Here is a 13896-nt window from a genome sequence, read left to right on the forward strand (position 1 = left end):
TAGCGGCCGCACGAGGACCATCGCCTCGCGTCGGGTGCACCCCCGACCGCCTCTCAGAGCGGCGCCTCCCACGTCACCATCGTCCCGGCCCCGTCCTCGCCCAGCCCCGGTCCGTACGTGCTCGAACCGCCCAGCGCCTCGGCCCGCTTCGCGAGATTGCGCAGGCCGCTGCGCCGGCCGCCGGCCGGGATGCCCACACCGTCGTCGGCGACCGTCAGCCGTACGCCGTCCCGGCCGTCCGGCAGTTCGACCGTCGAGTCGACGACGACCTCGATGCGCGAGGCGTGCGCGTGCCGGAAGGCGTTGGACAGCGCCTCGCGCAGCGCGGCGATCAGGTTCTTGCCGGTCAGCTCGCCGACCCTGGCGTCCACCGGACCGACGAAGCTCGCGGACGGCTGGAAGCCGAGCGGTACGGCGGCCGTGCCGATCTCCCGCAGGACGCGGGTCCGCAGCCCGGAGGGCGCCTCGGCGGGCCCCTGTTGCAGGGCGAAGATCGCGGTACGGACCTCCTGGATGGTGACGTCGAGTTCGTCGACGGCCTTGCCGATGCGCTCCTGCACTTCGGGCACGACCGATCTGCGCTGTGCGCTTTCCAGCATCATCCCGGTCGCGAAAAGCCGCTGGATGACCAGGTCGTGCAGATCCCGCGCGATCCGGTCGCGGTCCTCGTAGACGGCGAGACGTTCCCGGTCGCGCTGGGCGTCGGCCAGGACCAGCGCCAGGGCGGCCTGCGCGGCGAACTGGGTGGCCAGCGTCCGTTCGGCCGCGCTGTAGGGCCGCGCGCCGCGGTGCCGCGGCGTCGACAGCGTGCCCAGCACCCGTCCGCCGCTCTTGAGGGGCAGCATCATGCTGGGGCCGAACCGCGGCGCGACATCCGTGACCATCCGGGGGTCGGTCGCCGAGTCCTCCACGAACACCGGCTCACCGGCAAGCAGTTGCGCGGCCACCGGGCTCTCGGGCGGCATCCGGGTGCCGACCAGCCCCGAGGGGTCGTCCGCCGACGCCGCGACGATCTCCAGCCCGCCGCTCTCCGTGGGCAGCAGGACGATCCCGGCCGCCGACTCCGCCAGTTTGCGCGCCTGTTCGGCGACGACCGCGAGCGCGTCGTCCACGTCGCTGCCCGCCAGCAGCGCGGTGGTCACCGCGACCGAGCCGTCGATCCACCGCTCGCGCTGCCGCGTCGCCGCGTACAGCCGCGCGTTGCCGATCGCGATCCCGGCCTCGGTGGCGAGCACCCGCACCATGTGCAGGTCGCCCTCGCTGAACTCCCCGCCACCGCGCTTCTCGGTCAAGTAGAGGTTGCCGAAAATCTGCCCCTGGACGCGGATGGGCACCCCGAGGAACGTCCGCATCGGCGGATGCCCCGGCGGAAAGCCGGCCGACCGCGCGTCCTTGGTCAGGTCGGCCAGCCGCAGTGCCTTCGGGTCGTGGATGAGCGCGCCGAGCAGCCCCTTGTGGCCGTCGGGCAGAGCGCCGATCCGAGCGTGCTCCTCGGCGGTGACCCCGTACGTCACGAAGTCCGACAGGCCCTCGCGCGCCTCGTCGATGATCCCGATCGCGGCGTAGCGGGCGTCGGCCAGCTCGGCGGCGGTCTCCACGATGCGGTCCAGCGTGATGTGCAGGTCGAGGCCCGCGCCGACGGTGCGCATCGCCTCCAGCAGCTGCGGCACCCGCGCGGTCAGCTCGGTCGACAGGCCCTGGAGGCTGCGGGTCGCCTCGGTGGCCGCTTCCATGGGGTCGGGCCCGGGGGCGGCCGCACCGCCGGAACCGGTGTGCCGCTCGTCTCCCATGGGATCTGAGGGTCCTGTCGTGACTGCCATGAGACGAGCCTAATAGTCGCTTTTTCTAAGGAAAGCCTTCTATGCGGCAATTCGGACGCAAGGGCGGGTAGCCCCGCCGACCGGGCCGCGGCGGCAGGACGGATCAGTTCCGGGCCAGGCGCCCGCCGCAACCGTACGCGGCGGCCGCCCGCGCCCGTCACTCTTCAGCCGCTCACCGGCCCCGGCCCGCGTCCACCAGCCGCCCGTCCGTCTCCCGCGCGGACCGGGCCCGCGCGTCCACGGCCCGCTCGCGCTCCAGCATCCGCCGGAACGGGCCGTCGACCGCCGCCAGCTCCGCGTACGTACCGTGCTGTACGGGCCGGCCCCCGTCCAGGACCAGCACCTCGTCGACGGCCGCCAGCCCTGCCAGCCGGTGAGTGATCAACACGGTCGTCCGGCCCTCGGTCGCGGCCAGCAGGTCGGCGGTCAGCGCGTCCGCCGTGCCCAGGTCGAGGTGCTCGGCGGGCTCGTCCAGCACCAGGACGGGGAAGTCGGCGAGCAACGCGCGGGCCAGCGCGAGGCGCTGCCGCTGGCCCCCGGAGAGCCGGGCGCCGTGCTCGCCGACCATCGTGTCGAGCCCGTCGGGCAGCGACCGCACCCAACCGGCCAGCCGCGCCTGCGCGAGCGCGCCCCACAGCGCGTCCTCGTCCGCTCCGGTACGGGCGAGCCGCAGGTTCTCCCTGATCGAGCTGTCGAAGATGTGGGCGGCCTGCGCACACAGCCCGACCCGCCGCCGTACCGCGTCGCCCGCCGCCTTTGCCGCGTCCACCCCGTTGAGCGTGTACGAGCCCGACCCCCGGTCCAGGAAGCGCAGCAGCACCTGGGCGAGCGTCGTCTTCCCCGACCCGGACGGGCCCACGACGGCGAGCCGCCGGCCCGCGGGGAGGGTGAAGCCGACACCGTCCAGCGCCGGGACCCGCTGCCCGGCGTACCGGGCGGTCAGGCCCTGCACGACCAGCGGGAAGGGCGAGTCCGGCACCGGTACGGCCGCGGTCCCCGCCGGTTCGGTGACCGGCTCGGGGGCGTCCAGCACCTCGAAGACCCGTTCGGCCGCCCGGCGCGTGCGCTGCCGGTACTGCACGGCCAGTGGCAGCCCCGCGACGGTCTCGAACGCGGCGAGCGGCGTCAGGACGACGACCGCCAGGCACACGCCCTCCAGCCGCCCGGCGTGTACGGCCTGGACACCGACGGCGGCCGCGGCGGCCACGGTCAGCCCGCACAGCAGCGCGGACAGCCCGGCCCCGGCACCGGCGGCGGCCGCCGAACGGGACGCGATCCGGGTCAGGTCGCGGTCAGCGCGCCGGGCCCGGTCGATGCGGGACGCGAGGGCGCCCGACACCGTCAGCTCGGCCGTTCCGGTGAGCAGGTCGACGACGCGGGTGGAGAGTACCCCCCGCGCGGGGGACAGCTGCCGCTCGGCGCGGCGGGCCAGCACGGCGGACAGGGCCGGCACGCCCACGCCCGCCAGCAGCAGGCCCACGGCGAGGACGGCGCCCGCCTCCGGCAGCAGCCAGGCCGTGAACCCGACGGAACCCACGCCGACCACCACGGCCGCTCCCACCGGCAGCAGCCACCGCAGGAAGTAGTCCTGTACGGCGTCGACGTCGGCCACCAGGCGCGACAACAGATCGCCGCTGCTGCGGTCCCGCAGCCCGGCGGGCGCCAGGCGCTCCAGCCGCTGGAAGACGGCCACCCGTACGTCCGCGAGCATGCGGAACACGGCGTCGTGCGCGACCAGCCGCTCCGCGTAGCGGAACACGGCCCGGCCGATGCCGAAGGCGCGTGTCGCGGTGACCGCCACCATCAGGTACAGCACCGGCGGGTGCTGCGCCGCCCGGGAGATGAGCCAGCCGGAGGTCGCCATGAGCCCCACGGCACTGCCCGTCGCCAGGCTGCCCAGCAGCAGCGCCAGCCCGAGCCGACCCCAACGTGCCCGCGCCAGCTGCCGGAGCCGCGCCAACGCGGACCCCCGGCCGCCGGAGGCGGCGTCCGGCCCCGCGCTCGGTCCGGCCTGGGCAGCGCCGTCCCGTACGGCTTCCGCGGCGTCCTCCCGCACCGCCTGCGCGCCGACGTTCCCGGCGCCTTCCGGCATCGCCCCGTCGGCAGCCGCCCCGCCTGCCGCCACCGGCGCGGCCAGCCGCACCGTGCGGTCGGCGACGGCCAGCAGCGCCGGGCGGTGGACGACCAGGAGAACCGTGCGGCCGGCCGCCAGGCGGCGTACCGCCTCGACGATCCCGGCCTCCGTCTCGCCGTCGAGGTTCGCGGTCGGCTCGTCGAGCAGCAGGACCGGGCGGTCGGCCAGGAACGCGCGGGCCAGGGCCAGGCGCTGCCGCTGGCCCGCCGACAGGCCGGTGCCGCCCTCGCCGAGCACGGTCCGCGCCCCGTCCGGCAGCGCGGTGACGAAGTCCAGGGCGCCGGCGTCGCGGAGCGCGGCGTGCACCGCCGCGTCGTCCGCGTCGGGACGGGCCAGCCGCACGTTCTCGGCGATGGTGTCCGCGAACAGGTACGGACGCTGGGCCACCCAGGCGACCTGGCTCCGCCACTTCTCCGGGTCGATGCCCGACAGGTCACGCCCGCCGACCCGCACCCGCCCCGCCGCGGGCGCCACGAAACCGAGAAGGACGTTCAGCAAGGTGGTCTTGCCCGCGCCGGAGGGCCCGACGAGGGCCACCGTCTCACCGGGCCGGACCTCGAACGACGTCTCGGGAAGGGAGGGTTCGGCACGTCCGGGGTGGCGTACCACGAGACCCTCGACGGACAGCGCCGTGCTGCCGGGAACGGACCCGCCACCCGTCGTACGCGGCGGCGTCTCCAGGATGGCGAAGATCTCCTCGGCAGCCGACAGCCCTTCCGCCGCCGCGTGGTACTGCGCTCCCACCTGCCGCAGCGGCAGGTACGCCTCGGGCGCCAGGACCAGCACCATCAGCCCCGTGTACAGGTCCAGTTCGCCGTGTACGAGCCGCATGCCGATGCCCACGGCGACCAGCGCGACCGAGATCGTCGCGAGGAGTTCCAGTGCGAACGAGGAGAGAAAGGCGATCCGCAAGGTACGCAGCGTGGCCCGGCGGTACTCGCCGGTGATGGAGCGGATGGATTCCGCCTGTGCCCTGGCCCGGCCGAAGACCTTCAGCGTGGGCAGTCCCGCGACCACGTCCAGGAAGTGCCCGGACAGCCGCGACAGCAGCTTCCACTGGCGGTCCATGCGGCTCTGCGTGGCCCAGCCGATGAGGGCCATGAACAACGGGATCAGCGGCAGCGTCACGACGATCGTCGCCGCCGAGATCCAGTCTCCGGTGACGATCCGCGCCAGCACCGCCACGGGCACCACGACCGCCAGCCCCAGCTGCGGCAGGTAGCGCGCGAAGTAGTCGTCGAGCGCATCGATGCCGCGGGTGGCCAGGGTGGTGAGTTCCCCGGAGCGCTGGGTGCTCAGCCATCCCGGCCCGAGGGCGGCGGCCGCCCGTGTCAGCAGCCGCGTACGCAGCTCGGACTTGACCGCCGCGCTCGCCCGGTGCGCGGCCAGTTCCGTCAGCCAGGCCACCAGGCCGCGGCCGACGGAGACCAGCGCGAGCCACACCACCGGTGTGCTCAGGTCGCCGAGGTCGCGGCCGTGCTGGAAGGCGCCAACGACGACCTCGGCGAGGAGCATGGCCTGGCCGATGACCAGACCTGCGCCGGCCAGCCCGAGGAGCACCACCGCGGCGAGGAAGAAGCGGGTGGCGCGGGCGTAACGCAGCAGGCGCGGGTCGACCGGTTTCACGTGAAACAACCCTTCCTCGACGGAAGTTGATCAGTGGGGCCCCGGCCGGGGCCCCACCGGGCAGGAGCCGTCCTAGTGGGCGTCGGCGATGTGCTGGGTGCCGATCCGCTTGCGGAAGACCCAGTAGGTCCAGCCCTGGTACAGCATGACGACCGGGGTGGCGATGCCCGCGCACCACGTCATGATCTTCAACGTGTACGCGCTGGACGAGGCGTTGCTGACCGTGAGGTTCCAGCTCTCGTTCAGCGAGGACGGCATCACGTTCGGGAAGAGCGTCAAGAACAGCATCGCGACCGCGGCCACGATCGTGACGCCCGAGAACGCGAACGACCATCCCTCACGCCCGAGCCGGTTCATCACCAGCCCCGCGACCAGCGCCGCCACCGCGACGACCATCGCGACCAGGCTCTTCGTGTCGCCCTGGGAGAGCTGGGTCCAGCCCAGGAAGCCGATCGCCAGCACCGCGGTGACCAGGCCCAGGACGGTGGCCGTCCGGCGGGCCCGCTCGCGGATGTCCCCCAGCGTCTTGAGCGAGGCGAACACCGCGCCGTGGAAGGTGAACAGGGTCAGCGTGACCAGGCCGCCGAGCAGCGCGTACGGGTTCAGCAGGTCCAGGACGCTGCCGACGTACTCCTTGTGCGCGTCGATCTGCACGCCCCGCACGATGTTGCCGAAGGCCACACCCCAGAGGAACGCGGGGAGCAGCGAGCACCAGAAGATCGCGTGCTCCCAGTTGCGCTGCCAGCGCTCCTCGGCCCGCTTGACGCGGTACTCGAACGCGACGCCGCGCACGATCAGGCAGACCAGGATGACCAGCAGTGGCAGGTAGAAGCCGGAGAACAGGGTGGCGTACCACTCGGGGAAGGCGGCGAAGGTCGCGCCGCCCGCGCTGAGCAGCCACACCTCGTTGCCGTCCCAGACCGGGCCGATGGTGTTGATCAGGACCCGGCGCTCGCTGCGGTCGCGGGCGAGCAGCTTGGTCAGGACGCCGATGCCGAAGTCGAATCCTTCGAGGAAGAAGTACCCGGTCCACAGCACGGCGATGAGTACGAACCAGACGTCATGGAGTTCCACGGTCGCCTCCTAGTACGAGAAGGCCATCGGCCGGTCGGCGTCCGCGTGGTCGCCGCCGATCTTGGTGGGCGGGTTGAGGTCGTCGTCCGTCAGCTCCGGCGGCCCGGCCTTGACGTACTTGACCAGCAGCCTGACCTCGACGACCGCGAGCACCGCGTACAGCAGGGTGAAGACGGTCATCGAGGTGAGCACCTCGCCCTGCGAGACGCCGGGGGAGACCGCGGAGGAGGTCTTAAGTACGCCGTAGACGGCCCAGGGCTGGCGGCCCATCTCAGTGAAGATCCAGCCCCAGGAGTTGGCGATGAGCGGGAAGCCGAGGGTGACGAAGGCCAGCGACCAGTACAGCTTGCTCAGGCGGACACCGAGCACCTTGTTCTTGGTGAGTGCCAGGTGGGGTGGTTCCTCGTCCCCCGTGCGCAGCCCCGGCGCGAGCCAGAACTTCTTGCGGGTGAGCCAGAGCCCGGCCACGCCGATGGCGAACGAGGCCATGCCGAAGCCGATCATCCAGCGGAAGCCCCAGTAGGCGACCGGGATGTTGGGCCGGTAGTCGCCGGGCCCGTACTTCTGCTGCTCGGCCTTGTTGACGTCGTTGATGCCGGGGACCGGCGAGGAGAAGTCGTCGTGGGCGAGGAACGAGAGCAGGCCTGGTATCTCGATGGCGACCTTGTTGTGGCCCTTTTCCACGTCCCCGTAGGCGAAGACGGAGAACGGCGCGGGGGCCTCCTTGTCCCACAGGGCCTCGGCGGCGGCCATCTTCATCGGCTGCTGCCGGAACATGACCTTGCCGAGCTGGTCGCCGCTGAGCGCGGTGAGCGCGCCGGCGATGACCAGGGTGACCAGGCCGAGCCGCAGCGAGGTACGCATCACCTTGACGTGCTTCTTGCGCATCAGGTGGAAGGCGGCGATGCCGACCATGAACGCGGCGCCGGTCAGGAACGCGGCGGTCAGCGTGTGGAAGACGACGACGAGGGTGGTGTCCTGGGTCAGCACCTTCAGGAAGTCGGTCAGCTCGGCGCGGCCGGTGGCGGAGTTGTACTTGTAGCCGACCGGGTGCTGCATCCAGGAGTTGGCGGCGAGGATGAAGTACGCCGACAGGATCGTGCCGATCGAGACCATCCACATGCAGAAGCAGTGGAGCTTTTTGGGCAGCTTGTCCCAGCCGAAGATCCACAATCCGATGAAGGTGGACTCGAAGAAGAACGCGATGAGCGCTTCGAACGCGAGCGGAGCGCCGAAGACGTCACCGACGAATCGCGAGTAGTCGGACCAGTTCATGCCGAACTGGAACTCCTGGACGATGCCGGTGACGACACCCATCGCGATGTTGATCAGGAAGAGCTTGCCCCAGAACTTGGTCGCCTTGAGGTACTTCTGCTTGCCCGTCCGTACCCAGGCGGTCTCCAGTCCGGCCACCAGGGCGGCAAGGGAGATCGTCAGGGGGACGAAGAGGAAGTGGTAGACGGTCGTGATGCCGAATTGCCATCGCGCCAGGGTCTCTGGCGCCAACGCCAGGTCCACGTCGAGTCTCTCCTTACGTCGCCGTGTGCTGTCTACGGCTGCCTCGCCCGTTTTGTCCCGATGGAAGCGGGATATAAAGGACGCGCTTGTGAACGCGTTCACATTCACAAGCAATTATCACCCATGGCTGGAACCTTGCCTTGACGGGGGGTACGTGACTACGGTCACGCCCGCAAAAAACAGCGCGCGGCCGCCGGCCACGCGCTGTCTTCCGCTCGGTCAGGCCGGTCTACGGCCCCGAGCACATCAGTTGCCCCGGCCTACAGCTCCTTGCGGAACTGCTCGGCGGCCTGCAGGAACAGATCCATCGCCGCGGTCTCGCCGATCGTCACGCGCACACCCTCACCGGGGAACGGACGCACCACCACGCCCGCCTTCTCGCACGCCGCCGCGAAGTCGGCCGTACGGTCCCCCAGCCGCAGCCAGACGAAGTTCGCGTGCGTCTCGGGCACCGTCCAGCCCTGCGCGGTCAGCGCCTCGCACACCCGGGCCCGCTCCGCGACCAACGCGTCCACCCGCTCCATCAGCGCGTCCTCGCTGCGCAGCGACGCCACCGCCGCCTCCTGCGCGAGCTGGCTCACGCCGAACGGCACGGCCGTCTTGCGCAGCGCGGCCGCGACCGGCTCGTGGGCCACCGCGAAGCCGATCCGCAGGCCGGCGAGCCCGTACGCCTTGGAGAAGGTCCGCAGCACGCAGACGTTGGGGCGGTCCCGGTACAGGTTCAGGCCGTTCGGCACGTCGGGGTCGCGGTTGAACTCCTGGTACGCCTCGTCCAGGACGATCAGGATGTCGCTCGGCACCCGGTCCAGGAACGCTTCCAGCTCCGCCCGGCGGACGACGGTGCCGGTGGGGTTGTTGGGGTTGCAGACGAAGATCAGCCGGGTGCGGTCGGTTATCGCCGCGTACATGGCGTCCAGGTCGTGCACCTCGCCGGAGGTCAGCGGAACCCGTACGGAGGTGGCACCGGCGACCTGGGTGACGATCGGGTACGCCTCGAAGGAGCGCCACGCGTAGATCACCTCGTCGCCGGGCCCGGCCGTCGACTGCACCAGCTGCTGGGCCACACCCACCGAACCGGTGCCCGTCGCCAGGTGCTCGACCGGCACCGAGAAGTGCGCGGACAGCTCGGCCATCAGGCCCGTACAGGCCATGTCCGGGTAACGGTTGAAGGCCCCGGCCGCGGCCACCGCGCTCTCCAGGACGCCGGGCAGCGGCGGATAGGGGTTCTCGTTGGAGGACAGCTTGAACGTGACGGGACCGTCCGTCGCCGCCGGCTTGCCGGGCTTGTAGGTGGGAATGCCTTCCAGCGCAGCGCGCAGTTTCGGGCTCTTCTCGCTCACCGCAGGTTCCTCCTCGGCCGTGCCGTCCGTCTCCAATACTGCACACCTTATGAGGATTGCTCTGTCAGGCGTAGGCCCTTACCGATACGGGGGGGCCGCCGGGGAGTCAGAGCGGGCCCCGCACCGGGCGGCCGGAAGCTCCGGCCGGTCCCCGCCCGAAGATCGCCGCGGGCCCCGCCGAGGGGCACCGCGGCTGCCGCTCCACCCGCGTGACGCCCTTGGGGAGCGCTCCTCGCTGCGTTACGCGCCGGTGGCTCGCGCCGTGGCGCGCATCCCTCGTGAAGGTGACTTGAGACCTCTTCGAGACCTGGACCAATCGGCAGGCGACTCCCAGCGATCGTCAAACAGACGCCGGTAGTCGTGCCCAATCCCCTTTGTTTCGCAGGGCATTTAGGGGCACCTGCCATGCAGAAACGTGCCTTTCCACTCCCGCATGCAGCGCCCCGCGAAAGGACCGCCCGAGCCCTACTATCGGCTCGCCATGACAGCAGCAGGGAAGCACCAGGTGAGCCGGTCGACCGGTCGCCGGCTGGGGCGGGCAGGCATCCGGGACGTGGCCGCCGCAGCCGGGGTATCCATCACGACCGTCTCCGACGCGCTCAACGGCAAGGGCCGGCTTCCGGATGCCACCCGTCGCCACGTCCGCGAGGTGGCCGACCGGTTGGGCTACCGCCCTTCCGCCGCCGCCCGCACGCTCCGTACCGGCAAGTCGGGTCTCATCGGCCTGACCGTGACGACGTACGGGGATGAACCTTTCACCTTCACCGAATTCGCGTACTTCGCGGAGATGGCCAGAGCCGCCACCTCGGCGGCGCTCGCCCGCGGCTACGCCCTCGTCATCCTGCCCGCGACCTCCCGCCACGACGTCTGGTCGAACGTCGCCCTCGACGGCACCGTCGTCATCGACCCGGCCGACGGCGACCCCGTCGTCACCGAGCTCGTACGGCACGGCATCCCCGTCGTCTCCGACGGCCGCCCCGGCGGCGCGCTCCCCGTGATGGGCTGGGTCGACAACGACCACGAGGCGGCCGTCCTCGGCCTCCTCGACCACCTCGCCGACGCCGGCGCCCGCCGGATCGGCCTGCTCACCGGCACCACCACCGACACCTACACCCGCCTGTCCACCACCGCGTACCTGCGCTGGTGCGAGCGGGTCGGCCAAGACCCGGTGTACGAGTCCTACCCCGCCCACGACCCGTGCGCGGGCGCGGTGGCCGCCGACCGGCTGCTGGCCCGTCCGGACCGCCCCGACGCGGTCTACGGCCTCTTCGACCCGAACGGCACCGACCTGCTCGCGGCGGCCAGACGCTACGGGCTGCGCGTCCCCGACGACCTGCTGCTGGTCTGCTGCAGCGAGTCCACGGTCTACGCCACGACCGAGCCGCCCATCACCACCCTCTCCCTCAAGCCCCGCCGGATCGGCACCGCCGTCGTCCAGCTCCTCATCGACGCCATCGAGGGGCTGGACAGCGGGCGGCCGGTCGAGCAGGTGATACCGACGGACCTGATCGTGCGGACCTCCTCCCAGCGCAGGTCCGCGCGCACCACCGTCAGTCCGCCGCGGGGACCTTCCGGGGCTTGACCGTCACACGTTCGAGCGGCCGTGTGGATGCGCCTGCCGTATCCACACGGCCGGAGGTTTGTGTACGCCCGGACGGCGATCCGGCATCCGGACGTACGGACATCAGGCCCGACGTCCGGACGTACGGACACGGCCTCCTCCGCGGCCCCGCCGCCCTCCTGACGTCCGGCGCCGCGCCGAGGCACCCCGGGCCACTTCGCCAGGTCCCCGCACCGCCGTGCCGCCGTCCCGGCATCCCGTCGCCCGGGATAAAATCGGGGTGATCCCGGAGAAAACGGCAGTGAACACCGGGCGCCGAGCGATTGACCACCCCCGGGTGCGTCACAACCCGCGAGCGGCATTCCTATGATGGGCGCACGACACCACGGACCGCCGTCGACCAGGCAAGGTCCGCGAGGTGCACGGCGGCGCGATGGTGGAGGGGTCGATGACTCAGGGGGCCAGTGTGGGACCCATGGTGCGGACCATGCCGGCACAACCTCCGGCTCCGGCACAACCGCCTGCTGTGCCGGTCCCCCCGGCCCCGGCGGTACCGCCGCCCCCGCCCCTGCCGCCGGCCTTCATCGGAGCGCCCGACGGCATGCCGCCCGAGTACACCCCCACCGAGCGCTCCCTCCCCGTCATCGGCGCGGGCGCGTCGGCAGGCGGCGGCAACCCGCAAGGGCACGCGGACATCCCGCCCGTCACCCGTACGGACACGCTCATCGACCGCCCGACCGTCGACCTGACGGCGGTGCCCGAGTCGGCTATCCCCGCCCCCGAAGGCCAAGAGGGCGGCGGCCCGCTGTACGTCGTCGGCGACGTGCACGGCTACTACGAAGAGCTGCGCGAGGCACTCGCCGCCGAGGGCCTCATCGACGCCGACGGCCAGTGGGCCGCCGGCAACGCCCGCCTGTGGTTCCTCGGCGACTTCACCGACCGCGGCCCGGACGGCATCGGCGTCATCGACCTCGTCATGCAGCTGTCCGCCGAGGCCGCGGCGGCCGGCGGCTACTGCAAGGCCCTGATGGGCAACCACGAGCTGCTGCTGCTCGGCGCCAAGCGGTTCGGCGACACCCCCGTGCAGTCCGGCGCCGGCACCGCCTCCTTCCAGGCCGCCTGGCTGCTCAACGGCGGCCAGAAGACCGACATGGACCGCCTCCAGGACCATCACCTGCAGTGGATGGCCCGCCTGGACGCCATGACGGAGGAGGACGGGCACCTGCTCGTGCACTCCGACACCACCGCGTACCTGGAGTACGGCGACTCCATCGAGGACGTCAACGACACCGTCCACGACGTCCTCACGCGCAGCGACGCCGACGAGGTCTGGGACCTGTTCCGCAAGTTCACCAAGCGGTTCGCCTTCCGCGACGACGACGCGGGCCCGATGGCCGCACGCGAACTCCTCGACACCTACGGCGGCGGGCGCGTCGTGCACGGCCACAGCCCCATCCCGTACCTCCTCGGCGAGGTCGGCGGCGAGGACGACGAAGGCGAGGGGGTCGCCGTCGAAGGGCCGCACGTCTACGCCGACGGGCTCGCCATCGCCATGGACGGCGGGATCACCATGGCCGGAAAGCTACTGGTCGTCCAACTTCCCCTGACTGGCTGACCGTTATCCGGGCAGGGGTAGCGGCAGGTAGGGAAGTGGCGCGACGGGGCCCGAGCGGGGGCGTGGCGGTCCCTATTTCCGCAAACACCCTGTCACCCCGTGCCGGAGGCGCTCTACCATCGGTCTATCCGTAGCAGGCTCTCCTCCGTTTCCGCCCACTGCCCGGCCCACGCCGGCCTGTACGGCCCTACGGAGCATCGGGGGATGCACATGAACAGCGCTCCGCACCTGCTGAACGAGGACCGCGCGGAATTCGCGCGGCTCCTCGACGAGGCGCTGCGCACCGCGGATTACCGGAAGGACCTGGTGTCCGCGGCGGGAAAGCACCTCAATACCGAGCAGTTGCGCACCATGGCGCTCAGCGCCACAACCGCCATCGCCGCGTGTGCGACGGCCGAATACCGACACTACGTACGGCTCCGCGACGAACTGCGCGCTCCGGCACCCGCACCGGAAGCCGGAGGCGTGGAAGGCCGCGAGGAGAAAGGCGCGTCGGCGGGCAGCCCGGGCATCGATCTCGCCACGACCGTGGGGGAGGTCGCCGAGCCCTCGGGCGCCGGGCTGGCCGCGATGATCACGGTACTGGCGCCGGTGCTGGCGGGGATCGCCGCCGTGCTCTTCCTGCTCATCGGGTACGTGCTGCGCACCGTCGGCACCGACCCGTCCGCCGCCCAGCCCCTGATCAGCGTGGGTTGGGTCTTCGCGGCGGTCACCGCCGCCGGGGCGCTCGTCGCGATGGCGAGCCTGGTCTACGCGGCCTGGCGCAACGGCTCGACGTCGCTGCGCGCCCCACGCACCGGCGACGGCCTGGGCGCCCGGACCCGGGAGGTGGACCTCGCCCGGGACGCCTGGCGGCAGGCGCTCCTGGAACGCGGCATCCTGCCGTTCCTGCGCGAGGCCCTGGCCGATCCGGCCGCCGTCAACGGCCGCGGCACGGCCCGGTACGTACCGCGCCGCGCAGTGGACGGCGGCCGGATGCCGAGCCTGGGCTTCACCAGCCCGGACTTCACCAGCCCGGACGGCGGCCCGCCCGCCGCTCCCCGGCCCCGCTTCACCAGCCCGGATTTCACCAGCCCCGACTACGGCGGCCCCGACCACCATCCCGAATAGCGCCCACGCACCGCCGCACTTCCACCGCGGGGGCAACGGCACCTGGCCCCCGCGGCGTCCCGCAGGCACAGGTACCGACGCACGGCTCCGGGCCCGGA

General features: G+C 71.9%; 8 protein-coding genes. 3 read left to right on the forward strand and 5 right to left on the reverse strand.

The window, feature by feature from the left end; all coding sequences use genetic code 11:
• Positions 1-53 precede the first annotated feature (53 nt).
• The 5 genes from ACH4K4_RS05600 to hisC all read right to left on the reverse strand — a co-directional run bounded on the left by ACH4K4_RS05600 (position 54) and on the right by hisC (position 9512).
• Positions 54-1733, reverse strand: coding sequence for a GAF domain-containing sensor histidine kinase (locus ACH4K4_RS05600; protein WP_398165413.1), 1680 nt, complete (start codon positions 1731-1733; stop codon positions 54-56).
• Positions 1734-1992: 259 nt separating this feature from the next.
• A complete protein-coding gene (cydD, locus tag ACH4K4_RS05605) occupies positions 1993-5580 on the reverse strand; it encodes a thiol reductant ABC exporter subunit CydD (RefSeq protein ID WP_398165025.1) in 3588 nt (1195 codons plus the stop codon).
• 72 nt (positions 5581-5652) lie between these two features.
• Positions 5653-6654 (reverse strand): cytochrome d ubiquinol oxidase subunit II, encoded by a 1002-nt coding sequence (gene cydB, locus ACH4K4_RS05610; RefSeq protein ID WP_398165026.1) that lies wholly within the window; start codon positions 6652-6654, stop codon positions 5653-5655.
• A 9-nt stretch (positions 6655-6663) separates the two neighbouring features.
• Positions 6664-8172, reverse strand: a complete 1509-nt coding sequence (locus tag ACH4K4_RS05615; RefSeq protein WP_398165027.1) for a cytochrome ubiquinol oxidase subunit I — start codon at positions 8170-8172, stop codon at positions 6664-6666.
• 260 nt (positions 8173-8432) lie between these two features.
• On the reverse strand, positions 8433-9512 hold the full coding sequence (gene hisC / locus ACH4K4_RS05620) for a histidinol-phosphate transaminase (protein ID WP_398165028.1): 1080 nt from the start codon (positions 9510-9512) through the stop codon (positions 8433-8435).
• A 481-nt stretch (positions 9513-9993) separates the two neighbouring features.
• On the opposite strand from hisC, the gene ACH4K4_RS05625 reads away from it, so the two are divergent.
• From ACH4K4_RS05625 to ACH4K4_RS05635, 3 genes are all read left to right on the forward strand, one after another.
• Entirely contained in the window at positions 9994-11094 is a 1101-nt protein-coding gene (locus ACH4K4_RS05625; protein WP_398165029.1) for a LacI family DNA-binding transcriptional regulator, read from the forward strand.
• Between the two features lie 412 nt (positions 11095-11506).
• A complete protein-coding gene (locus ACH4K4_RS05630; RefSeq protein WP_398165414.1) occupies positions 11507-12688 on the forward strand; it encodes a metallophosphoesterase in 1182 nt (393 codons plus the stop codon).
• A 204-nt stretch (positions 12689-12892) separates the two neighbouring features.
• Positions 12893-13798, forward strand: coding sequence for a hypothetical protein (locus tag ACH4K4_RS05635; RefSeq protein WP_398165030.1), 906 nt, complete (start codon positions 12893-12895; stop codon positions 13796-13798).
• Positions 13799-13896 lie beyond the last annotated feature (98 nt).

Source organism: Streptomyces sp. NPDC017529 (assembly GCF_044329785.1).
Lineage (GTDB): Bacteria > Actinomycetota > Actinomycetes > Streptomycetales > Streptomycetaceae > Streptomyces.

What these genes read in the sequence shown, in the direction of transcription:
- ACH4K4_RS05600 (WP_398165413.1), bottom strand. Translation starts at nt 1,733, where the DNA reads ATGGAAGCGGCCACCGAGGCGACCCGCAGCCTCCAGGGCCTGTCGACC.
- ACH4K4_RS05625 (WP_398165029.1), top strand. Translation starts at nt 9,994, where the DNA reads ATGACAGCAGCAGGGAAGCACCAGGTGAGCCGGTCGACCGGTCGCCGG.
- ACH4K4_RS05630 (WP_398165414.1), top strand. Translation starts at nt 11,507, where the DNA reads ATGGTGGAGGGGTCGATGACTCAGGGGGCCAGTGTGGGACCCATGGTG.
- ACH4K4_RS05635 (WP_398165030.1), top strand. Translation starts at nt 12,893, where the DNA reads ATGCACATGAACAGCGCTCCGCACCTGCTGAACGAGGACCGCGCGGAA.